The organism is Arthrobacter sp. GQ119 (genome assembly GCF_059759125.1).
Genome location: NZ_JCAXEA010000007.1, coordinates 123,786 through 146,908, shown reverse-complemented (window position 1 = coordinate 146,908; position 23,123 = coordinate 123,786). Strand labels below are relative to the sequence as shown.

Below are 23,123 nucleotides of genomic sequence, written 5' to 3'. Positions count from 1 at the left end.
CTGGCCGTCGCCATGCAACCATCGGCCAAGTTCCCCACGTTGCCTGGACTCGTGCAGGAACATACTTGTAATACAAGTTGCTTACTTGTACTCTAAGTAGGAGGGCGACGCAGCCCACCATCCTGCTTTCGAGGAGCATCCATGAGCACCGTAGATCTCATCCGCCATGTAAAACTGTCCACCGCGAAGCTGCCACTCGCCGTTCCGATCAGCGACGCCAAGGTGTTCACCGGTCGCCAGAAGCCCATGACCGAAGTGGTCTTCCTCTTCGCAGAAATCACCACCGAACAGGGCCACACCGGCCTCGGCTTCAGCTACTCCAAGCGTGCAGGCGGCCCCGCCCAGTACGCCCACGCCAAGGAAGTCGCAGACGGCATCATTGGCGAGGACCCCAACGACATCGGCAAGATCTACACCAAGCTGCTCTGGGCCGGCGCTTCCGTGGGCCGTTCCGGAGTCGCCACCCAGGCCCTCGCCGCCCTCGACATCGCGCTCTACGACCTCAAGGCCAAGCGCGCCGGCCTCCCGCTCGCCAAGCTGCTGGGCTCCTACCGCGACTCCGTGCAGACCTACAACACCTCGGGCGGATTCCTCAACGCCACCCTGGACGAGGTCAAGGCCCGCGCCACACAGTCGATCGAAGAGGGAATCGGCGGCATCAAGATCAAGGTTGGCCTCCCGGACAGCAAAGAGGACCTGCGCCGGGTAGCCGGCATCCGTGAACACATCGGCTGGGACGTCCCGTGCATGGTGGACGCCAACCAGCAGTGGGACCGTGCCACCGCCCTGCGCATGGGCCGCCAGCTGGAAGAGTTCAACCTCGTGTGGATTGAAGAGCCGCTGGACGCCTACGATTTCGAAGGCCACGCGCATCTCGCCCACGTCCTGGACACCCCCATCGCCACCGGCGAAATGCTCGCCTCCGTAGCCGAGCACAAGGGCCTCATCGCCGCCAACGGCTGCGACATCATCCAGCCTGATGCCCCGCGCGTCGGCGGTATCACGCAGTTCCTGCGCCTCGCTGCCCTGGCGGATGAACGCGGTCTTGGCCTGGCCCCGCACTTCGCCATGGAAATCCACCTCCACCTTGCCGCTGCCTATCCCCGCGAGCCCTGGGTGGAGCACTTCGACTGGCTGGACCCGCTGTTCAACGAGCGCCTCGAAACGAAGAACGGCCGCATGATGGTTCCGGACCGCCCCGGCCTCGGTGTGTCGCTCAGCGACCAGGCACGCGCCTGGACCACGGAGACCGTGGAATTCGGCGCGTAATCTTGAACCCATGAGCCGGAACCTGACCACGGACCTCGCCGCCGACCTTCGCAACCGCATCGTTGACGGCGTCATCCAGCCCGGGGACAAGCTTCCGAGCGAAAACACCCTGATCAACGAGTTCGGTGTGAGCCGCACCGTGGTCCGCGCCGCGCTCACGCGGCTCCAGGCCGAAGGACTCGTGGAAACCGAACGCGGGCGGGGCAGCTTTGCGCTGACCCCGCCCCCGGAAGGTCCGACGGCGGGACAGGCCACCAGGCCTGTTGTCACCATGGAAGACCGTCTCCACCTGCTGGAGTTCCGCATCGGCGTGGAGGCCGAAGCCGCCACCCTCGCTGCCACCAACCGCACCGACCGCCAGCTCAAGGTCCTGCACAAAGCGTTGGATGACTTCACGGCCAGCGTGGAGCATCCTGCGCATGCCATGAAATCCGACTACGACTTCCACCGCGCCGTCGCCGCTGCTTCGGGAAACCCCTTCTACTCGGATTGCCTCGCATCCCTGGGCCAGACCATGATCGCCATGCCGCGGACGCGGCTGATGACCGGCGTCGAACACTACGCACGGGATCATTTCGATCAGGTCGTCCACGAGCATGGCTCGATTTATGCCGCCATTGCCGAGGGAGACGGGCCATCGGCTGCCGCGGCCATGCGCAGCCATCTCGCCAATTCCCGCCGCCGCCTCCGCGCAGGACGGTGACGGAGGACCGTTACAGAGGACGGAGACGAAGGACGGCGATGAAGGCCTCAAGCAGGAGGCAATGCGGGGAATCGGTCTCCGCAGGTATCACGCCATGCAAAATCTGTGTTGGACGTGCATGAAAGCGGCTGTTTACAGTTAACGGGTGCTGTGGTGAGGAGCACACGGCGTGGCCGTCATCCCCGCAGCGTGAGCTTGCTGATCTACCAAAGAGGATTCCCCCAATGCAGTCTGTAGACACCGCTGTCACGGATCTGGCTTCGGCCACGAAGAAGTTTTTCAGGCGGGTGCTGCCCATCATGCTGGTCATGTTGGTCTGCAACCAGCTGAACCGGTCCAACATCGGCTACGCCCAGGACCACCTGCAGGCGGATGTCGGCATCGGCGCTGCCGCGTATGGATTCGGCGCGGGACTCTTCTTTATTGCCTACGCCATCTTTGAACTTCCCAGCAACGTGATGATGGAAAAGTACGGCGCAAAGGTCTGGCTGACCCGGATCATGATCAGCTGGGGCACAGTGTCCTTCCTGATGGCTTTCGTCCAGAACGAGACGATGTTCTACGTCCTGCGATTCCTGCTCGGTGCGGCCGAGGCAGGATTCTTCCCCGCGGTCATCTTCTACTTCGCCCGCTGGGTACCCGCAGGCCAGCGCGGCAAGGCCACAGCCATTTTCATTGCCGGTTCGTCGGTCGCCGCCGCTCTGTCGGGACCCATTGCCGGCATGCTGCTCAGCCTCCACGACGTCTTGGGACTGCGTGGCTGGCAGTGGCTGTTTGGGTTCGAAGGCCTGTTGTCGGTGGCTGTGGGCATCGTGGTGTTCTTTCTTCTGGATGCCAAGATCCACGATGCAAAGTGGCTGAGCACCGCCGAAAAGTCCGCACTCTCCCGTGCAATTGAGGCGGAGGACGCCCAGCACTCCGCCGGCAACGGTACCGGGTCACATGCCGGAGGCAATGCGAAGATCAACCGCTGGAAGATGCTCCTGAACCCCCAGATCCTCCTGCTTTGCGGCATTTACTTCGCCGTGCAGCTCTCCATTTATGCCAACACCTTCTGGCTGCCCAGCATCGTCAGGCAGATCCCCGGCACCACCGACCTGAGTGTCGGCTTCCTCTCCGCCATTCCGTGGGTGTGCGCCGTCGTCGCCATGTACTTTGCAGCCAAATGGCAGGACAAGGCAAAGTCCAAGCGTCCCCTGCTGGTGGTTGCCCTGCTGGTGGCCGCCGTGGGAACGTTCGCAGCCGCCGTCGCCACTCCGGTCCTGGCCCTGGTGTTCCTCGCCATCGCCGCCATGGGCTTCAAGAGTGCTTCTCCGCTGTTCTGGACCATTCCTCAGTCCGGCCTGCATCCGCTGGTCCTGGCCCCGGCCATCGCCATCATCAATTCCCTGGGGAATCTGGGCGGTTTTGTGGCCCCGTTCGGCTTCGGCATCATCAAGGAGCAGACCGGAAGCGTAGTGCCGGGACTCTTCGCCCTGGCCGCGGCATCTACTCTCGCGGCCGGCCTCGTGTATTTCTTGAAGGAGCGCAAGACGCCCGGGGCACGGGTCGAAGCGGAGCCGCGCGGCGAGGAGGAAAACTCAACGGAACTGAATTCGGGACTGGCCACCGTCGGATCAAAGTAGCCGGGTCAAAGTAGCCGGGACGAAGCAGCCTCCCGGGCTACCTGTCCCGATCGGACGCAGCCAATCCCGCAGAGTCGATCAGCTCGAGGAGCCGCCTGACCGCTGGGTTGGCTGTCTCTTCGTTCCACGCAATCTCCAGGTCCACCCGGTTGAGCTCCTGAATGCCGTGGCTTCCGTCGATTTCGTGGAATTCGACCCCCGCCGGTGCCGAGGCCATGGCGGACGCCGGCACCAGCGTGACTCCCAGCCCCGCCTGGACAAAGGCGAGGAGTGCCGGGATCTGGCTGGCATATTGGGTGATGTTTGCATGGGCGCCGGCACTGGCAAACAGGCGGAGCACGAGATCGTGGAAGTACCTGGCTTCCTTCGTGGAGTACATCAACAGGGGAAGCCGGTCCAGTTTTCCCAAGGGCAGCGGGGCGCCCTCCTTCATGGGCATGCTTCCAAGCAATGAGCTCCCGACGGGCAGCGCCACGACCAGGCGGTCCTTCATGAGGGGCCGTGACACTATGCCCGGGCGGGCCACAATCGGCCTCAACAGACCAAGATCCACGCTGCCCTTCACCAGTCCGTCCATCTGGTCCGTGGACACGAGCTCCCTGAGCATGAACGAGACCCCGGGCATGCTGTCGGCCGCGCGGCGCAGCATGAGGGGCAATGCACTTTGGCCGGCGATCGCCGTGTAGCCCACGGTGATGGCTCCCACTTCCCCCGAGGAAACCCTGCGGACATCCAGCTCGGTTTTGATGCACAAGTCCAGGATCTGCCTCGCCCGTGGCAACAGCATGGCGCCCGCCGGTGTCAGCTCGACCTTGCGGCTGGTGCGGCCGAAGAGTTGCGTGCCGAGCTTCTTCTCCAGGATCTGGATCTGCCGGCTCAGGGGAGGCTGCGTCATGTTGAGCCTTTCCGCGGCCGCTCCAAAATGCAGTTCTTCAGCGACGGCAACGAAGGCCTCCAGCTGGGGCAAGGTAAACATCGATACCTTTCGTGGATGATCGGGTGCAAAAGTTGGCTTGGACGTGGATCAATTCGTCCCATTATGTTCATGTGGAGGGCAGTTGCGAAACCATCCCGCACAGGAAAAGGCCCCGACTTCACCAACGAACAAACCTGCTGGGCAAGCCCACTGACCTAGCCCACACTGACCGAGCCGCATCTAGGAGCACACCGGAGTGAACCCCGTGAACGAGCACGTCGAACACCTGAAGCAAGTGATCATCACGCACGTCACCATCACGCCGGTGGCGTTCAAGGATCCGCCGCTTTTGAACACTGTTGGTGTCCATGAACCCTATGCTCTCCGGGCCATTGTGGAAGTCCATACGGATTCGGGCATCAGCGGGGTGGGTGAAACCTACGGAGATGCCGGCCACCTCGCACGTCTGGAAGCCGCGGCCGCTGGCCTTCCCGGCACTGATGCCTTCAACATCAACGAAATCCGAAGCCGCATTGCAGCTGCACTCCGGCACGACACGGTCCGTGGGGGCCATGGCATGAGCGGAATGGTCACCGGTTCCAGCACCACGGACCGTGTCCTGTCAGCCTTCGACGTGGCCGCCCTCGACATTCAGGGGAAGCTCCTTGGCCGCCCCATCAGCGATCTTCTCGGCGGCGCTGTCCGCGACACCGTTCAGTTCAGCGGGTACCTGTTCTACAAATGGTCCGGACACCCCGGCCAGGACGACGATTCGTGGGGTGCAGCGCTGGATCCGGCCGGAATTGTTCGGCAGGCCCGGAAGATGGTGGACGAGTACGGTTTCCCGGCACTCAAGCTCAAGGCGGGCGTGTTCCCGCCCGAGGAGGAAGTGGGCGCCGTCAAGGCACTGCGGGCCGAGTTCCCGGCCATGCCGCTCCGGGTTGATCCCAACGGTGCCTGGACCGTGGACACATCCGTCCGGGTGGGCAAGGAGCTGGACGGCATCCTGGAGTACCTCGAGGATCCCACGCCTGGCATTGAGGGGATGGCAGCTGTCCGGCGCGAGGTAGGGATGCCGCTCGCCACGAACATGTGCGTGGTCAGTTTCTCTGACGTGGCCCCGGCCATTGCCGCAGGTGCCGTGGATGTCATCCTCTCGGACCATCATTTCTGGGGAGGCCTGCGCCGCTCCCAGTCCTTGGCGGGCATCGCCGACACCTTCGGCCTGGGTCTGTCCATGCACTCGAATTCCCATCTGGGCATCAGCCTCGCGGCCATGGTTCATCTGGCAGCAGCGACGCCGAACCTCGACTATGCGTGCGACACACACTGGCCATGGAAAGACCCGGAAGAGGATGTCGTGGCTGCCGGCACTTTCGCCTTCGAGAGCGGAGCCGTCAAGGTCCCCACCGGGCCCGGGCTGGGTATCGAATTGGACCGCGACGCCTTGCAGCGTCTCCACCGTCAGTATCTGGAATGCGGCATCACGAGCCGGGACGACACCGGGTACATGAGAAGGCTGAACCCCTCCTATGAGCTTCAGAGCCCCCGCTGGTGAGCGCATCCAGGACCGCAGCAAAGAGGAGACCTCAATGAAGAGCCTGAGGATCGTGGTCACCGACCCCATCATCAGCCGGTTTGAGGACGAGTTAAAGCACGACGGCGGCGCACACCACTGGGACATGGCGGCGGCTTGGACCCCCGCCCGCCAGCTGGACGCGCTGGCGCGTGCCGACGTCGTCGTTTGTTCGTCGTTGGGTCCGCAGCAGGCGGCCGCCGCCGCCAGGCTGCAGCTCGTGCACGTCACAGGCGCCGGCTACGACAAAATCTCGTTTCCGGGGCTGCCCCCGGAGGCCGTCGTTGCCAACACCTTCCATCACGCGCAGCCCATCGCCGAACACGTCCTGATGCTCACGCTGATGCTGTCCCGCAATGTCCTGGCGGCCGACCGTGCTCTACGCGGCGGCAGCTGGAAAACCATTGCCACGGATCTGGACGTTCCTTTCCACCCGACCCTCGGCGAAATGACCCTGGGACTCGTGGGAATGGGCTCGATCGGGGCCGAGGTTGCGCGGATGGCCGGCGCACTGGGCATGGACGTCCGCGCCGTCCGCAGGAACCCGGACGCCAGCGTCCCCGATGGGGTCGCTCTGAGCTGGACCGGCGGCAACCACCAGCTCCGGGAGCTGCTGGCCGCGTCCGACGTCGTGGTTGTCACTGTGCCCTTGGACGCTTCGACAGAGGGGATGATCGGAGCCGCGGAGTTGGCGGCCATGAAGCCCACGGCGTTCCTTATTAATGTTGCGCGGGGGCCGGTGGTGGACCAGCACGCGCTGTTCGACGCCCTGGAGTCACAGCGCATCGCCGGGGCGGGCATCGACGTTTGGTGGGGTTCGCCTGCCGATGGAGTGGTGCCTCCGGCGGAACTGCCGTTCGCGTCCCTGCCCAATACCGTTCTCACCCCGCACCACTCCGGACATGCGAGGACCACGTTCGAACGACGGGCAGCGGACATTGCGGCCAACATCAGGAGGCTGGCGGAAGGCCTGGAGCTGTTCAACCTGGTGCCCAGGTCCTAGGACGGCGATCTGCGGCGAGTCGTTCCGACCAGCTCATACGCTCAGGGCTGCATGCCAGCCAGCACCAGTTGCCCCATCAACAGCAGGCTTCCCAGCCCCGACGCCCCCATCGCCAGCACCCTGAGGCGTGCAGCGTTCAGGAAGCGGTTCACGAAGCGTGAGGCCAGATAGCCGCCCAGCACCGCAGGCACCATCCACAGCGCGAGCGTCAAGGTTTCGGCCGTCACGGCGCCTGCAACTCCCAGCGAGACCAGGGAAATGGCGGAGCCGACCATAAAGAACGCGCTCATGGTGCCCCGCAGCCGCGGTCCCTGATGGCCTTGCCACACCAGGGCCATGGGAGGTCCCCCGATGGATGTTGCGGTGCCCATGATGCCCGAGGCTGCACCGGCCGCGATGAGGTTGACCCTGACCGGCCGGGGCGCCCACCCCCTGATGGCAAGCACCAGCCCGGTGAGCACCACCGCAACCACAACCCAGGCAAGTCCTTCCGTGGAGATCACGGCCACAAGCCACGCCCCCAGAAAGCTTCCGGGGATCCGGCCCACCAGGGCCCAGCCGGTCCCGCGGAGGTCCAGGTGCTGCCGTTCACGGACTGTCACGAGGATGGTCACGAGCAGTGCCAGGAGAATGAGCGTGGACGGCAACAGCATCGGGTCCACCATGGCCACCACGGGCGCGGCGAGCATTCCCAGGCCGAACCCCGTCGAGGCCTGCAGGCAGGCGGCCAGGAAAATCACGCCGGCAATGACCGCATACTCCGTGCCCGTCACCCGGCAGCGGCGGTGGCGGCGGTGAGGCCCTTGATGGTTTCGAGCGGAAAGTGGCATTCGGCCACATGCGGCGCACCGGCGGCGGCTGTCGTCACCCGCGGCTCGGGAGCCACATCGGCGCAGATGTCCTGCGCTTTCCAGCACCTGGTACGGAAGCGGCAGCCCGACGGCGGGTCCAACGGGGAAGGCAACTCGCCTTTGAGGACGATGCGCTCCCGCTTCGAGCCCGTCACGTCCAGCTTCGGCGAGGCGGACATCAGCGCCGCTGTGTAGGGGTGCCGCGGATGGTCGAAAACCTCCTCGGTGTCGCCCGTTTCGATGATTCTGCCCAGGTACATCACCGCCACCCGGTCTGCCACGTGCCGCACGACGGTCAGGTCGTGGGAGATGAAGATGTAGGAAACGCCCAGTTCCTGCTGAATGTCATTGAGCAGGTTGAGGACCTGTGCCTGGACGGAAAGGTCCAGGGCGGAGACCGGTTCATCCAGGATGATGACGTCCGGGTTGAGGGCCAGCGCCCGAGCAATGCCAATACGCTGCCGCTGGCCGCCGGAAAATTCCTGCGGGGATTTACGGGCATCCGATGGACGCAACCCAACCATGGTGAGCAGCTCGCGCACCCGGGCTTCGCGCTCACGCGGCGTCGGGTAGAGGCTCCGATGGGTGGCCCAGGGCTCCGCGATGATGTCGCCGGCACTCATACGCGCATTGAGGGACGCGAACGGGTCCTGGAACACCATCTGGACTCTGCGCCGCCAGCTCAGCAGTTCCTTGCCGCGGAGGCCGAACGGGTTCGTTCCCTCAAAGGTCACGGTCCCCTCATCCGGCGTCTCGAGCATCATGAGGGTCCGGGCCAGCGTGGATTTGCCGCAGCCCGACTCCCCCACGAGGCCGAGGGTCTCCCCGCGGCCGACCGTCAGGCTGACGCCATCCAGTGCCTTGAGGCGGGTGTTGCCGCTGGCGCTCTTGGCGACGTGGAACGTCTTGCACAAACCATCGATCTGCAGAAGCGGCTCAGACATTGTTTAACTCCTTGCTGAAGTGGCAGGCTGCGTACCGGCCCGGCCGCGGCGGCTGGATCGCGGGGTAGCTCTCGGCGCGGGGGCCGTTGCCGGCACCGTTCTGCTTGTCCTGGGCACTGTCCATGACCGGCAGCAGCCGGGGACGCTCGGCCCTGCAGATATCCTGCACGAGCGGGCATCGGGACTGGTAGACGCAGCCGGCCGGGATGTCGTGGAGCTCCGGAGGGCTCCCGGCAATGGACTTCAGGTGGGTGCCGCGCTCCACGTGAACGGGCACGGACTCGAGCAGCCCCTTGGTGTAGGGATGCCGTGGATCGCTGAAGACCTGGGAGACCGGCCCGCTCTCCACCACGTTCCCGGCGTACATCACCGCCACGGAGTCCGCTTCCTCGGCGACGACCGCCAGATCGTGGGTGATCAGCACGACGGCCATCTGTCCCTCCTCGCGGAGCTTCCGCAGGAGCTGCATGATCTGCGCCTGGACCGTGACGTCCAGGGCTGTGGTGGGTTCATCCGCTATCAGCAGGCGCGGGTTCAGTGCCACCGCCATGGCGATCAGGATGCGCTGGCGCATACCGCCGGAGAACTGGTGCGGATACGAATTAACGCGGGACTCGGGTTCGGGAATTCCCACCCGCTTCAGCAAATCAATTGCCTGGACCTTGGCTTCCTTGGCGCTCATTCCCTGATGGATCCTGAAAGCTTCGCCGAGCTGTGTTCCCACCGTGTAAACAGGGTTGAGGGCTGTCAGCGCGTCCTGGAAGACGATCCCCAGCCCCGGTCCCGCAAACTTGAGCCGCTCCTTGGGTGTCAGGGCCGCAAGATCTGTTCCGTTGAGGACAATTTCCCCGCCGGCCAGGTCACAGACCGGGTCCATGATCCCGGCGAGGGCCTTCGCCGTCATGGACTTACCGCAGCCGGATTCTCCGAGCAGCGCGAGGGTCTCCCCCGCACGGGCCTCAAAGCCCACACCATTGACGGCCCGGATCGTTCCCCGGTGGGTGCGGATGTCCACAGCCAGGTTCCGGACAGTGAGAACGGCATCTTTCACCGGGGACTCTTCGGTGAGCACGGTTTGGGCAGCAGCTTTCACGGCTTGGCCTCCTTTACTGGAATACGGGCAATCAGGCGCTTGCGGGGAAGTGCGAGCCGCCAGCGCTGGGCCGGATCAGTGGCGATACGCAGCCAGGCCGCGAGGACGTTGGCGGCGATGGTGGTGACCACGATTGCTACGCCGGGAAAGATGGACAGCCACCATGCCGTCTGCATGTACTGCCTGCCCTGCGAGACCATCAGTCCCCAGCTGACGTCCGGCGGTTGGATTCCGATGCCGAGGAAGCTCAGCGACGACTCGGCCAGCATGACGTAGCAAAATTCGAGCGTTGCAAGCGTAAGGAGCGTCGGCAGGACCACGGGGATGACGTGGCGGCCGATGATGGCGTTCGGCTTGGCGCCGAAGGTCCGGGCAGCATCCACGAACGTCCTGCTTTGCAGCTCCGCCGATTCGGCCCGGGCCGTGCGCAGATAGATGGGGATCCGGGTGAGGGCCAGGATCAGCACGATGTTTCCTGCGCTCGGGCTGAACACATACAGAACGACGACGGCGAGCAGCAGGGACGGGAAGCTCATGATGACGTCGGCGATCCGCATCGAGAGGTTTTCACGCCAGCCGCGGTGGTAGCCGGCCCAGACTCCCCAGAGGGAACCGATCACGAGGGCAAGTGCCACGGCGGGCAGCGCCACGGAGAACGTGGTGCGGCTGGCCACGACGAGGCGTGCGAGCATGCTCCTCCCCAGCGAATCACTGCCCAGGAAGTATTCCCAGCCATTGGCCAGGGTAAAGGGTGCCTTATTGGCGAAGAGGAGGTTCTGTCTGGTTGCCAGGTCGCCCATGAGGGCAGGGCCGACGACGGCGGTCAGCCCGATGGCGATCAGGAGCAGCGCGGACACCGTTGCAAAGGGGTCCTTCAGCAGAAGCCGGAAGAGGTGGAGGTTCGCCTCCCTCTTTTCCTTCACGGGCTTCGGTTGCTCGGCTGCCGGCAGCTGATTCTGCCCCGCCGGCTCAGTCAATGAAGTCTTCATGGCTACTCCTAAGCCTTTGCCGTGACGGGGCGGACACGTGCATCAAGCAGCGCATAGCCCATGTCAATCAGGATGTTCAAAGCAAAGATCGCCACTGCCGTGAGAAGCACCGCGGCCTGCAGCACGGCGAAGTCACGTTGCAGAATGGAATCGATCATGAGCTTTCCGATGCCGGGCCAGCCGAAGATGGTTTCCACCACCACAGCTCCGTTCACCAAACCCACAGTCAGGTCACCGGCCACAGTAAGGGCCGGAGCCGCGGCGTTGCGCAGTGCGTGATGGGTGACCACCCGCAGTTCGCCGGCACCGCGGCTGCGTGCCAGCTTGATGTACGGCTCCGACAGTGCCGAGACCATGGAGCCCCGGACGATCTGGACCAGGACGCCGAATGGCCGGAGCAGAAGGGTTGCGATCGGCAGAACCCAGGCGCCGGCCCCCGACACACCGGATGTCGGGAGCCAGCCCAGCGTTATGGCGAAGACCCAGATGCCCACGATGGCGAGCCAGAAGTCAGGAATCGAAGCGGCGGCCATGGAGACGAAGCTTGAGATGCGGTCGGCCACGCCGTTGGGCTTCAGTGCGGCCCAGCAACCGACAACCAGTGCAAACAGCACGGCCAGCACCATGGTGGTGGCCGCGAGCTGCAGAGTTGCAGGGAAGGCACGCAGCGCCATGGCGGCGGCATCCTGCCCGGTGCGGAGGGACTGCCCGAAGTCGAGCTTGAGCACCCCGCCGAAGTAGTCCGCCATCTGCACCAGCAAGGGCTGGTCCAGGCCGTTGCGTGCGGTGAAGTCATCACGCATCTGCTGTGTGGCGTTCAGGGGCAGATAGAGGCTGGCCGGGTTTCCTGTCATCCGGGCAAGCGCAAAAACACCGACGATAACCACTACCAGCGGCAGCGCACTGGAGGCTATCCGCTTTCTCAAGTAGATCAGCATGGCTGTCCTTCTTATTCCTGGAGGCCCGGGCTAGCTTGCCGGGGTCATTTCCGAGACACGCAGCTCGTCGCCGCTGGAGGAGTTCGGCGTGTAGTTCACGGACTTGGACTTGCCGATGATGCCGGTCTGGTGGGAGATGTGGGCAAACTGGACCACCTTGTCGTTTTGGTAGGCGAAGATCTCCTCGAAGGCCTTCTTCCGCTCCTCACCCGATGCCGCGTCCGCCTTCTTGATCATGGCGTCGAACTCCGGGGTCCCGAAGTAGCTCTGCGCCCCGGTGGACAGCATGTACTGGTCCACGGTGAAGGCCGCATCACCGGCCTGGTTGCCGTGCTGCGTCATCAGGGCAACTGCACCTTCATCGTCAGCGAACGGGCGGACCTGGTAGGTCAGGTGCTGGCTGGTTTCCAGCATCTTCAGCTTCACGTTCAGTCCGGCCTGGCTCAGCTGCTCCTGGAGTACCTGCCCCAGTTCGGTGATCTTGGGGAATTGGGCGCTGCGGACAACGAGCGAGATCTGGGCGGAGGTGTCCACGCCGTCGGCCTTGGCCTCGGCAACCAGGGACTTCGCCTTGTCCAGGTCGAAGGACCACCCCTTCAGCTCCGCGTTGTGGCCCACGATGCCCTCAGGCACCAGTTGGGCCGCCACTTTGTGCTTGCCCTGGTAGAGGGAGTTGACGATTCCCTCCTTGTCGAGGGCGTAGTTCACCGCCTGGCGGATGCGGATGTCGTTCAGCGGCGGCTTCGTAGCCTCGAGCCGAAGGGCAACCGTCTCATTGTTCGGGTAGTCGATGCCAAGCTCGCCCATGTTGTCGTCGGGGCTGAGGCCCATGGCCACGTCGGCTTCCCCGCTGGTGATCATGGCCGCGCGCACCGAACTCTCGGAGCGCCACTGGTACTCGGCCTTGGCATAGGCCGGCTTATCGCCCCAGTAGCCATCCCAGCTGCTCAGCGTAATTTTCTGGCCGGCGTCCCACGCCTCGATTTTGTAGGGGCCGGTGCCGACGGGTTCGCGAACCTTCGCGGTGGTGTCCGTCGACGTCGGCACCACCTCGAGGAAGGACAGCCGCAGCGGGAGGATCGGGTCCGGCTCCGCCGTGGCGACCGTGAGGGTTGTGTCGTCCACGGCCTTTACTTTGAGATCGGCGTCCCCGAACACGTAGCCTTCCACATTGCAGCCGAGCTTGGAGTTGACGGCCCTGTTGATGGTGAAGGCCGCGGCTTCCGCATCGAATGGGGTGCCGTCCTGGAACTTCACGCCTTCGCGCAGCTTGAAAGTCCATTCGGTGTCCGATGTGGCTTTCCATTCCGTTGCCAGCAGCGGTTCAAGTTCGCCGGTTTGGGGGTTCCGTTCGATGAGCGGCTCAGTCACGTTGGAGCGCACCACCACACCGGTCGATGTGAGGTTCGATTCGCAGGCCTCCAAGGTGGGCGGTTCCTGGCCGAGGACCACGCGGAGCGTGCTTCCGGATGCGGGCGCGGCGTCGGAATTGGCGACAGAGCAGCCGCTCAGCGCCAGCAGTGCTCCGGCCGCGAGGGCAGGCCATCTAACCGCCGATGCGCGGGATTGGGGTGTTGAAGAAGACATCATTGGATCCTCCGGAGTAGTGGAGCGCGGCAGGCTGCAGCTTTGTGTGAGGTGTGGACAGGGAGCTGGGGGCCGCGCTGGACTCAAGCTAGTTGAGCCTCCAAAAGCACCACAAGAGGAAGGGCATGCCGCAAAGCCGTGCGTCGTGCCCTTCATGGCGGAGCCAGGGGGTGTGACCGGCGCCACGTGACCCCGTCCGCCGCGGTATTCCGCGAAAGTCTGCACACCTATACACATCGGGCATCGATCAATGCTATTTGCATGTTGGACGCATATGGATGCCCGAACCTACTGTGCAGGGTATGAACAACAACGTCGCTGTCCTGCAGGTAGGACCACTCATGCAAACTGTCCAGGACACGGTGGCCGACGTGTACGGCGCAGTCCGGCTGCCCGATTCCGTGGCAGACCAGACCGAGTTCCTGGAACGCCATGGCCACACTTTTGAGGTCGCCGTCACCTCTGGGCGCTTCGGTGTGGGAACCGAACTGATGGAGGCCCTGCCCAACCTACGGGCTGTCGTGAACTTCGGCGTTGGGTACGACACCACGGACACCAGGCAGGCCGCAGAACGCGGGATCGCCGTCAGCAATACACCGGATGTCCTGAATGACTGCGTGGCTGACACCGCCGTCGCGCTTTATGTGGACGTGCTGCGCCGCACCAGTGCCGCAGACCGCTATGTACGCCGGGGCGACTGGGCCCGAAAGGGAAATTTCCCCCTCGCCACCAAGGCAAGCGGCAAGCGGGTGGGGATACTGGGCCTTGGCCGGATCGGAAAAGTAATTGCGCGCAGGCTCGAGGGCTTCGACTGCACCGTCAGCTACCACAACCGCAGGAGGGATCCGGGGGTGACGTACGACTACGCATCCTCACCGGTGGAGCTGGCACAGAATTCGGATGTACTGATTGTGGCAGCGGCCGGCGGGCCGGAATCTGTGCACGTAGTTGACCGCGAGGTCCTGGAGGCACTCGGATCCGGCGGTTACCTTATCAACATCGCCAGAGGTTCAGTAGTGGACGAGCAGGCTCTCGTCGCGGCCCTGCTGGAGGGAAAGCTGGGCGGAGCAGGCCTTGATGTCTTTGCCGATGAGCCGAAGGTCCCTCAGGACCTGCTGTCCATGGATAACGTGGTTCTTTTGCCGCACCTGGGCAGCGGGACCCACGAGACCCGCGCCGCGATGGCGGAGCTCACGCTTGCGAACCTGGCCCAGTTCGCAGCCGACGGAACCTTGGTGACCCCGGTGTCCTGACGCGCCCGAATTTGGCACTCTTGCCAAGAACCCGATAACCCCGCCGCAGGGCAAACAAAAACACCCCGGTCCGAAAGACCGGGGTGTTTCATTTGCGTGCGCGAGGGGGGATTTGAACCCCCACGCCCTTTCGGACACTGGCACCTGAAGCCAGCGCGTCTGCCGTTCCGCCACTCGCGCGCAACTTCTTCCACTGAATTCCAACCCCGGACTCCGGAGTCGCAACCTCGTAAAAGCAGCGAGATCAAGCATAACGGACAATTGCCGCAAAACGCCAATCGGCCGGATTGGGGCCCGTTGACAGGCAGACTGAGGTCCGCGCGGCCCCATCGGCTCCAGGCAACCCGGCGGCGCTCCGCACGCCAATCCGTGTGATGACGGCAACAAAAGAGTGTCCATCATGAACGAATCTGAGCACCGCCACGTTGTGGATTAAGGTCATTAGCAGGGGTGGCAAGTAGTATCGGATGTATAGGCGCCCGCTTCCGGTGGGCCCACTGTTCTGTTGTGGCGTGCGCAGCAGAGAGAGCTTCACGAGGCGCACTGCCCGCCGTGGCAAGGAAGGAGAAGGACCATGGGTTTGCTGGACAAAGTCGAGCGCGGCATTGAAAAGGCCGTCCGCGGCGTCTTCTCCACCGGTTCCAAAGCACAGGTCGAGCCCGTGGAAATCGCCAGCCGGCTCCGCCGGGAAGTCGACCACAAGGCCATCACCGTTGCCGCCGGCCGGACTCTGGCGCCCAATGTCTTTGACGTACTCCTCAGCGACGATGACTTCCAGCGTGCCCAGGAATGGGGAACCCCGTTGGCCGAAGAACTGTGCGATGTGGTGATCAACCACGTCCGCAGCCAGGGCTACACCCTTCAGGGGCCGGTCCGGATCTCGTTCCGGCACGATGAAGCCCACCGTCCGGGCGACTTTGAGATCACATCCAAGACCGAGAAGGCGTCGGGTGCTGCTCCGGCAGCAGCGCCGCGCGCCAACGTACCTGCAGCGCCCAGCCGCCAGCCTGTCCGCCTGCAGCCCGTCCTGGACATCGACGGCCAGCGATATTCACTCAATGCTCCTTCGGTCGTTCTGGGACGTTCATCAGAAGCTGACATCCTGGTGGACGACACCGGAGTATCCCGTCGCCATCTGGAAATCCAGACTGCCGGCGGCACCACAACTGCCGTGGACCTCGGTTCCACCAACGGCAGCTACGTCAATGGACACAAAGTGGCTGGCAGCACGGAGCTCACCGACGGCTCCACCATCACGATGGGACGGACCAAAATCATCTTCCGCCTCCTGCCCGCCAACACTGGCGGCCGCCCATGAGCGAACTGACCATAACCGCCCTCCGCTTCGGCTTCCTGCTGCTTCTCTGGGTGCTGATCTTCAGCATCGTCTCCGCGATGCGCCGCGACCTCATGATCGGCCGAAAGGCCGCGACGGGCGCCCCCACCGCTCGGCAGGTGCGCAAGAATCCTGAACTGGCCGAGCCCGCCCCGGCTCCGGTCAAACAGCAGGCCCGCCAACTGGTGGTCACCGAAGGCCCCCTCAAGGGGCGCACGGTTCCCCTCGCATCCAGCCCCATCCTGCTGGGCCGGGCCCAGGAAGCCACTCTCGTGCTGGAGGACGACTACGCCTCCGGCCGGCACGCACGCCTGTTCCCGCAGGGAAGCCGCTGGTTCATTGAGGACCTCGGCTCCACCAACGGCACGTATCTGGCCGACCAGCAGCTCACCCGGGCCCTTCCCGTGGACCTCGGTGTACCCGTGAGAATCGGCAAGACGGTCATTGAATTGAGGCCATAGCCATGGCCGCTCCGGACATTCCCGTGGAGAAGGCGCCAGCCTCCCCGCGTCCCCTGATCATGCGCTATGCCGCGCGGTCCGACGTCGGCCGCGTCCGGGCGAAGAATGACGACTCCGCTTACGTCGGGCGGCACCTCGCCGTGGTGGCGGACGGCATGGGCGGCCATGCCGGAGGGGACGTGGCCTCCGCGGCCACCGTCCTGGACATGATCCACCTGGACGCTGATGATTACGACGGCGACGCCGAAACCGTTCTGGCCGATGAAATCCAGACGGCCAATTCCCTGCTGTCAGAGCTCGTCCACATCAATCCCAAACTTGCCGGCATGGGCACCACCGTGACGGCCTTGCTTCTCGCCGAGGGCAAGCTGCACTTCGCACACATCGGCGATTCGCGTGCCTACCGGCTCCGCAACGGCGAGTTCGAACAGGTCAGCGTAGACCACACGTTCGTCCAGCGCCTGATCGATGAGGGCCGGCTCCGCCCTGAAGAGGCCGAAACCCATCCCCATAAGAATGTCCTCATGCGGGTCCTCGGCGACGTTGATGCGAGCCCCGAACTGGACCTGGCCGCCTTGGAGGTGCAGCCCGGCGAACGCTGGCTGCTGTGCTCCGACGGCCTGAACTATGTGGCCGGGCACGTCGTGGAGCGGACAGTCCGCGAAACCAAGGACATCCACGAATGCGTGGAAATCCTGGTCGACCTCACCCTTGAGGCAGGCGCCCCGGACAACGTCACCGTCGTGATGGTGGAAATCGTCGAGGAGACGCTCGACGACGTCAAAACAGCCGCCGTCGACATCGTTCCTTCCGCGGAACTCGCCTCGCCGGATGGCCTCCCCGCCAAGCCCGCTGCCGCCACGGGCGCCGCCGGCGCCGCGGCTGGAACCTCCGCCGCTGCGGAATCCGCCGGGGCCGAAGCCGAACAGGTGGCCGCGCCCAGCCCTGAAGCAGCCACCCACGGCCCGAAGGCCGACGATTCAGATGCTGTCCCTCCCTCCGAGGACGGCAAAGCCGCAGTCCCGGACACCGGCCAGCCTGAATCCAAGGAGCCCACAACAAGTACCGACCCGCACCTGGGTGAGCACCTCTCGGCAGAGGTGCTGCGCGAGGAACTGTCCTCACGCCCCCACCTCCTCGTCGGTGCTGCCGTCACCGCGGCGGAGACCGGATCCATCCCCACGATCGCCGGGCGCACGGTAGCCCGCCGGGCAGCCACCGTGCTCACGCACAAGGCCGAACCGGCCCGTGACGAGGCCGAGGATCTCGGAGGGGAACGCCGGCCGCACCGCTGGGTCACCATCGGCATCGCCGCTGCAGCCCTCATGGTCCTCGTCGTGGGGCTCTGGCTGGGCTACGCCTGGACGCAGACCCGGTATTACATTGGCGAGTTCGACCAGCGCGTGGCGATCTTCAATGGCGTTTCGCAGCGCCTTGGCCCCTTCCAGCTCTCGACGCTTGAGGCCGTCACCGAAATTCGGATGGAGTCCCTGCCGCAGTTCTCGCAGCAGCGCGTCCGCCAGACCGTGCCCGCACGCGACCTCTACGATGCCCAGCGCATCGTGAAGAACCTCGAGCGGACCGGGACGACGACTCCGTCGGATGAATGCATCACGGCTTCGCCCACGTCCACGGCGTCCCCGACTCCGCGTGCCACGACTGCCAAGCCCACGCCCGCGGGAACCGCGGCCGCAAAGGTGCCGGCTGCCAAGGCTCCTGCCGCAAAGACGCCCGCCGCCACGGCCAGCCCCAAGCCGGCAGCGTCGCAAACCGCCGCCGCCGGTGCATCCCCCGCGCCGTCCCCAACCGCAACCTGTGAGGGGGGCCAATGAGCCACGCCGACACCATGCCCAAGCCCCGGCGAAACGTCGAACTGCTGTTGCTCATGCTGGCCCTCGCTGTCAGCATCGGTGCCAACGCACTGATCAGCATCGATGACCAGAACGCCTTCGACACTGACTTCTGGTTCCAATCCAGCCTTCTGGCCGTGGCCTCTCTCGCCTTCCACGTCGTGCTTCGGATCCGGGCCAAGTATGCAGATCCGGTAATACTTCCGCTGGTCGTCGCCCTCAACGGGCTCGGCCTGGCGATGATCCATCGCCTCGACGCCCCCGGCGAGGACACCGGCAACAACCAGATGCGCTGGACACTCATCGCAATGGCTGTGGCCATCGCCGTGATCTGGCTCCTCAAGGACCACCGGATCCTTCGCCGCTTCACCTACATCTCCCTGGCCGTCAGCGCGCTGCTGCTCGTCCTTCCGCTGATTCCCGGGATTTCCGCAGGCGAGATCCTGGGCGCCCGCGTGTGGATCAGGCTCGGACCCATGACCTTCCAGCCCGGTGAGGTCGCCAAGATCACGCTGGCTATATTCTTCGCGGGTTATTTATCGTCAAACCGCGATCTGATCATGCTCGCCGGCCGGAAGATCGGGCCCCTGCAGTTCCCGCGCTTCAAGGACATGGGACCCATGATCACCGCCTGGCTCGTGAGCATCGGCGTGCTGATTTTCCAGCGCGACCTCGGCTCCTCCGTCCTGTTCTTCGGCCTGTTCATTGTGATGATCTACGTCGCAACCAGCCGCATCAGCTGGGTGGTCATCGGCGTTTCGCTGATCCTGGGCGGAGGTTTCATTGCATCGCAGGTCTTCTCACACGTCGCGCTCCGCATCGACTCCTGGCTGAATGCGTTCACCGAAGAGGTCTTCGGACGCTCGCCAGGCGGCAGCGGTCAAATCGTCGAGGGCCTCTTCGGTATGGCCAACGGCGGACTCGTGGGAACCGGGCTTGGACAGGGCCGCCCCAACCTCGTGCCCTTTGCCAACAGCGACATGATCATCGCCTCATTCGGTGAAGAACTTGGCCTGATCGGGCTGTTCGCCATCGTCATGATGTACCTGCTGCTGTTCACCCGCGGATTCCGCGCCGCACTCGGCACGAGGGACGCCTTCGGCAAACTGCTGGCATGCGGGCTGTCCTTCGCTGTGGCGCTGCAGTGCTTCGTCGTCATCGGCGGCGTCACGCGGCTCATTCCGCTGACGGGCCTGACTACCCCCTTCCTGGCAGCCGGAGGCTCGTCCCTCCTGGCCAACTGGATCATCGTGGGCCTCCTGCTGATGATTTCGCACACTGCCCGCGGACCTGTGGACACCACGCCCATGCAGCCGGGCCGGACGCCCGAGGCCCAGCGGACTCCAGGGCTGCCAGCGGCAATGGGCAGGCCGGGCAAAAACGCTACCCAGACCCTTCCGGACGCTCCCACCGAGGCGGTGAAACAACTGTGAACCAGGCCATTCGACACTCGTGGGTTGCCGCGATCGCCATGTTCGCCCTGATCTTCGGTGCGCTCAGCTACGTCCAGGTGGTCGGGGCCGACGAGCTCAAGGCCAACGCGTGGAACAAGCGTGCCATTCTCCAGAACTACTGCAATCACCGCGGTGCCATCCTCGTGGCCGGCACCCCCATTGCGGAGTCCGTGGAAGGCAACCAAACCTGCAAGTTCCAGCGGACTTACACCCAGCCTGAGCTCTATGCCGGCATTACCGGATACTTCTCGAAGAACTATGGCGTGACCGGTCTCGAGCGCGCTATGGACGCCCAGCTGGCCGGAAGCTCTGACCAGCTGTTCCTGGACCGCATCGGGCAGCTTTTCCTGGGCAACCAGCCCAAGGGTGCGTCAGTGGAGCTGACCATCGACCCCAAGATCCAGAAACTGGCATACGACCTTATACCGGACGGGCAGCGGGGATCGATCGTGGTCACCAATCCGAAGACCGGCGACATCCTCGCCATGGTCAGCAAGCCGTCCTATGACCCCAACCTCATTGCCACCCAGGACGCGGCCAAGGAACAGGCGAGCTACAACGACATCATCAAGGTCCCCGGAATCAACCTGAACCCGTCCGTCAGCGGACCTACCGGTGCGCTCATGGCGCCGGGCTCGGTCTTCAAGATCGTGGACACTGCTGCTGCGTTGGGATCCGGAAAATACAACGCGGACAGCCAGCTTCCGAATCCCGCGGAAATGTCTTTTCCCGGCATCCAGTACCGGCTTCCGAACTATGCCGGCGGCAACTGCTACACCCGCAACACCGCCGACTTCGCGTTCGCGCTCCAGCAGTCCTGCAACACCCCGTTTGCAAGCATTGCTGAAAAGCTCGGTGAGGACGCCATCGCCGCGCAGGCAGCTAAATTCGGCTGGGGACAGGAACTGGGAGACCAGCTCAAGCTCGACTACGCCGAAAGCATCTTCCCGCGGGACCTGGACGCCGCCGGGCTGGCCCAGTCGGCCATTGGCCAGCGCGACGTCCGCGCAACACCGCTGCAGATCGCGCTGATGACCTCGGCCATTGCCAATGGTGGAGTACAAATGACCCCCAACCTGATCAAGGCTGTGCGGTCGCCGGATCTGCGCGTCCTCGAAGAACCAAAGCCAGTGCCGCTGCGGACCTCCACCACGCCGGAAATTTCCGGTCAGATCACCGAATGGATGACCAGTGTGGTCAGCCAAGGCATCGGTGCCGGCGCGGCGGTGCCCGGCGCGGACGTGGCCGGCAAGACCGGCACCGCCGAACTTGGTACCGATGGCCTTAACAACTCGTGGTTTACCGGGTTTGCCCCCGCGAATGACCCGCAGGTGTCTGTCACGATCGTCATGCAGGGCGTGGACATTACCACCGGCGCACAGCTAACCAGTCCGAACGCAAAGAAGATTTTTGAGGCGGTGTTGAATAAGTGAGGCCTACATCAGGAATCACCCTCGGCGGCAGATTCCAGTTGACCACGCGTATTGCGATCGGCGGCATGGGCGAAGTCTGGAAGGCCAAAGACCTCATCCTCGGGCGGATCGTGGCCATCAAGGTGCTCAAAGAGGAGTACACGGGCGACCCCGGCTTCCTCCAGCGGTTCCGGGCGGAGGCACGCCACACCGCGCTCCTGAACCACGTGGGCATTGCGAATGTCTTCGACTACGGCGAGGAGGAGGGCTCCGCCTACCTCGTCATGGAACTGGTGCCCGGCCAGCCGCTGAGCAGCATCATCGAGCACGAGCAGGTCCTATCGCCGGACCGCACGCTGTCCATGATCGCCCAGACCGCACGCGCACTGTCCGTTGCCCACGCCCAGGGGCTGGTGCACCGTGATATCAAGCCGGGCAATCTTCTCATCACTCCCGACGGCAGGGTCAAGGTGACCGACTTCGGCATCGCCCGCCTTGCCGATCAGGTGCCGCTCACGCAGACCGGCCAGGTGATGGGCACCGCGCAGTACCTTGCCCCCGAACAGGCCACCGGGCAGACAGCCACCGGAGCTTCGGACATCTACTCGCTGGGCGTCATCGGCTACGAGTGCCTCACAGGCCACCGGCCGTTCTCGGGCGAATCCCAGATCGCCATCGCCCTGGCCCAGGTGAACGACGCCCCGCCGCCCCTGCCGGACACGCTTCCGAAACCGGTCCGCGCGCTCCTGATGTCCATGTTGGCCAAGGATCCGAAGAACCGGCCGGCCAATGCCATCAAGCTTTCGGAAGCCGCCGAGGCCATCCGGAACGGCGACATCCAGGCGGCGCACGCGGCCGTCCCGGGCATGCTGCTCTACGAGGGTGCCACCGGGCCCATCACGGCACCGGTCAACATGCACACGGCCCCCACCGGCGTCATCGGCACCGAGAAGAGTTCGACGGCGACTTCCGCCCTGCCGGTGCTCGGTGCGGCGGCTGCAGGTGCGGCGGCGGCGGGCGCCGCCGGAGCCGGCGCCGGTGCCGGAACAGAGGGAGCGCCCACGCGTGCCGGCAGCACGCTGTCGCGGGCCGACGCCCTCGCTGCGGAACGCAGCTGGGTGCAGGAGGAGGAGCAGTACGACGACGAACCTGCGGATGAGCCGGAGCGGCGCGGACGCAGCCCCTGGACCTGGCCGCTGATCGCCCTGATCCTGCTGGTGCTCTTCGCCGTTGTTGGTATTCTCCTGACCCAGGCGGGCCTCCTGTTCCCGCCGCAGTCACCTGCCGGTACCACGTCAAGTGCCGCCAGCAGCCCGACCTCAACGAGTGCCAGCCCCACGCCCACCACCACGTCGCCAACGCCCACGCCGACCCCCACGCAGAGCACTCCGGAAACCGTCAATGTCATTCCCGCTGCCTACCTGGGCAAGCAGTTCACCGCGGTGCGGGACGAACTGAACGCGCTCGGGCTCCAGGTGGACGGGGAACCGGTCTTCAATGCGGCGGCTCCCGGCACGGTTACTGAAATCAACCCGACCGGCCCGGTCCAGCCAGGGGAGACCATCAAGGTCACCTACTCGAAGGGACCGGAGCAGTCCACTGTGCCCGACCTCAGTCCCGGCAGCACGGAGGCCCAGGTCCGGACCGCAATCGAGAACGCCAATCTCCGCTGGGTCAAGGGACCTGATGTGGATGGGGAGCCCGGCCAGGAGCCCGGTACTTTCGTCAGCTCCGAGCCGGGCAGCGGCAGCAAAGTCGATGCCGGTTCCACGGTGACCTACCATTTGGCCAAGGCCCAGGCCACCACTCCGCCCGCGACCAGCCCCAGCGTCTCTCCAAGCGTGCCCCTGGGCCAGGGATAAG

General features: G+C 64.6%; 19 protein-coding genes and 1 tRNA gene. 12 read left to right on the top strand and 8 right to left on the bottom strand.

Annotation, left to right across the window (positions count from 1 at the left end; translation table 11 throughout):
• The first annotated feature begins 141 nt into the window (after positions 1–141).
• The 3 genes from AC6CH3_RS08700 to AC6CH3_RS08690 all read left to right on the top strand — a co-directional run bounded on the left by AC6CH3_RS08700 (position 142) and on the right by AC6CH3_RS08690 (position 3,597).
• Positions 142–1,269, top strand: a complete 1,128-nt coding sequence (locus AC6CH3_RS08700) for an L-talarate/galactarate dehydratase (RefSeq protein WP_498132049.1) — start codon at positions 142–144, stop codon at positions 1,267–1,269.
• A gap of 10 nt (positions 1,270–1,279) precedes the next feature.
• Complete coding sequence (locus AC6CH3_RS08695; protein WP_498132048.1) at positions 1,280–1,972, top strand: FadR/GntR family transcriptional regulator; 693 nt, start codon at positions 1,280–1,282, stop codon at positions 1,970–1,972.
• A gap of 224 nt (positions 1,973–2,196) precedes the next feature.
• On the top strand, positions 2,197–3,597 hold the full coding sequence (locus AC6CH3_RS08690) for an MFS transporter (protein ID WP_498132047.1): 1,401 nt from the start codon (positions 2,197–2,199) through the stop codon (positions 3,595–3,597).
• A 37-nt stretch (positions 3,598–3,634) separates the two neighbouring features.
• Here AC6CH3_RS08690 and AC6CH3_RS08685 read toward each other — a convergent pair whose 3' ends face one another.
• Positions 3,635–4,573, bottom strand: coding sequence for a LysR family transcriptional regulator (locus AC6CH3_RS08685; RefSeq protein ID WP_498132046.1), 939 nt, complete (start codon positions 4,571–4,573; stop codon positions 3,635–3,637).
• A gap of 196 nt (positions 4,574–4,769) precedes the next feature.
• Here AC6CH3_RS08685 and AC6CH3_RS08680 point away from each other — a divergent pair, with 196 nt between their 5' ends.
• Positions 4,770–6,071 (top strand): glucarate dehydratase family protein, encoded by a 1,302-nt coding sequence (locus tag AC6CH3_RS08680; protein ID WP_498132045.1) that lies wholly within the window; start codon positions 4,770–4,772, stop codon positions 6,069–6,071.
• Positions 6,072–6,105: 34 nt separating this feature from the next.
• Positions 6,106–7,092, top strand: a complete 987-nt coding sequence (locus AC6CH3_RS08675; RefSeq protein WP_498132044.1) for a 2-hydroxyacid dehydrogenase — start codon at positions 6,106–6,108, stop codon at positions 7,090–7,092.
• A 41-nt stretch (positions 7,093–7,133) separates the two neighbouring features.
• Here the strand turns inward: AC6CH3_RS08675 and AC6CH3_RS08670 are convergent, their stop codons facing one another.
• From AC6CH3_RS08670 to AC6CH3_RS08645, 6 genes are read right to left on the bottom strand one after another with little or no spacing between them, the layout of a single operon-like run.
• Entirely contained in the window at positions 7,134–7,865 is a 732-nt protein-coding gene (locus AC6CH3_RS08670) for a sulfite exporter TauE/SafE family protein (protein ID WP_498132043.1), read from the bottom strand.
• Positions 7,862–8,887, bottom strand: a complete 1,026-nt coding sequence (locus tag AC6CH3_RS08665; protein WP_498132042.1) for an ABC transporter ATP-binding protein — start codon at positions 8,885–8,887, stop codon at positions 7,862–7,864. The genes AC6CH3_RS08670 and AC6CH3_RS08665 overlap by 4 nt, the downstream gene beginning before the upstream one ends.
• Positions 8,880–9,980: an ABC transporter ATP-binding protein gene (locus AC6CH3_RS08660; RefSeq protein WP_498132041.1), complete on the bottom strand. Its 1,101-nt coding sequence runs from the start codon at positions 9,978–9,980 to the stop codon at positions 8,880–8,882. The genes AC6CH3_RS08665 and AC6CH3_RS08660 overlap by 8 nt, the downstream gene beginning before the upstream one ends.
• Complete coding sequence (locus tag AC6CH3_RS08655; protein ID WP_498132040.1) at positions 9,977–10,969, bottom strand: ABC transporter permease; 993 nt, start codon at positions 10,967–10,969, stop codon at positions 9,977–9,979. The genes AC6CH3_RS08660 and AC6CH3_RS08655 overlap by 4 nt, the downstream gene beginning before the upstream one ends.
• 8 nt (positions 10,970–10,977) lie before the next feature.
• Entirely contained in the window at positions 10,978–11,907 is a 930-nt protein-coding gene (locus AC6CH3_RS08650; protein WP_498132039.1) for an ABC transporter permease, read from the bottom strand.
• 30 nt (positions 11,908–11,937) lie between these two features.
• A complete protein-coding gene (locus tag AC6CH3_RS08645; protein ID WP_498132038.1) occupies positions 11,938–13,494 on the bottom strand; it encodes an ABC transporter substrate-binding protein in 1,557 nt (518 codons plus the stop codon).
• 302 nt (positions 13,495–13,796) lie between these two features.
• On the opposite strand from AC6CH3_RS08645, the gene AC6CH3_RS08640 reads away from it, so the two are divergent.
• Entirely contained in the window at positions 13,797–14,747 is a 951-nt protein-coding gene (locus AC6CH3_RS08640) for a 2-hydroxyacid dehydrogenase (RefSeq protein ID WP_498132037.1), read from the top strand.
• 97 nt (positions 14,748–14,844) lie between these two features.
• Here the strand turns inward: AC6CH3_RS08640 and AC6CH3_RS08635 are convergent.
• A tRNA-Leu gene (locus AC6CH3_RS08635) sits at positions 14,845–14,927 on the bottom strand.
• Between the two features lie 394 nt (positions 14,928–15,321).
• Here AC6CH3_RS08635 and AC6CH3_RS08630 point away from each other — a divergent pair.
• Genes AC6CH3_RS08630 through AC6CH3_RS08605 form a run of 6 tightly spaced genes read left to right on the top strand, consistent with a single transcriptional unit; the run spans position 15,322 to position 23,122 of the window.
• On the top strand, positions 15,322–16,065 hold the full coding sequence (locus AC6CH3_RS08630) for an FHA domain-containing protein (RefSeq protein WP_498132036.1): 744 nt from the start codon (positions 15,322–15,324) through the stop codon (positions 16,063–16,065).
• The gene (locus tag AC6CH3_RS08625; protein WP_498132035.1) at positions 16,062–16,544 is read left to right on the top strand and encodes an FHA domain-containing protein FhaB/FipA; all 483 of its coding nucleotides are present in this window, start codon (positions 16,062–16,064) and stop codon (positions 16,542–16,544) included. The genes AC6CH3_RS08630 and AC6CH3_RS08625 overlap by 4 nt, the downstream gene beginning before the upstream one ends.
• Positions 16,545–16,546: 2 nt before the next feature.
• Complete coding sequence (locus AC6CH3_RS08620; RefSeq protein WP_498132034.1) at positions 16,547–18,376, top strand: PP2C family protein-serine/threonine phosphatase; 1,830 nt, start codon at positions 16,547–16,549, stop codon at positions 18,374–18,376.
• Positions 18,373–19,827 (top strand): FtsW/RodA/SpoVE family cell cycle protein, encoded by a 1,455-nt coding sequence (locus AC6CH3_RS08615; RefSeq protein WP_498132033.1) that lies wholly within the window; start codon positions 18,373–18,375, stop codon positions 19,825–19,827. Before AC6CH3_RS08620 ends, AC6CH3_RS08615 begins: the two co-directional genes overlap by 4 nt.
• Positions 19,824–21,281, top strand: a complete 1,458-nt coding sequence (locus tag AC6CH3_RS08610) for a peptidoglycan D,D-transpeptidase FtsI family protein (RefSeq protein WP_498132032.1) — start codon at positions 19,824–19,826, stop codon at positions 21,279–21,281. Before AC6CH3_RS08615 ends, AC6CH3_RS08610 begins: the two co-directional genes overlap by 4 nt.
• On the top strand, positions 21,278–23,122 hold the full coding sequence (locus AC6CH3_RS08605; protein ID WP_498132031.1) for a protein kinase domain-containing protein: 1,845 nt from the start codon (positions 21,278–21,280) through the stop codon (positions 23,120–23,122). Before AC6CH3_RS08610 ends, AC6CH3_RS08605 begins: the two co-directional genes overlap by 4 nt.
• Position 23,123 lies beyond the last annotated feature (1 nt).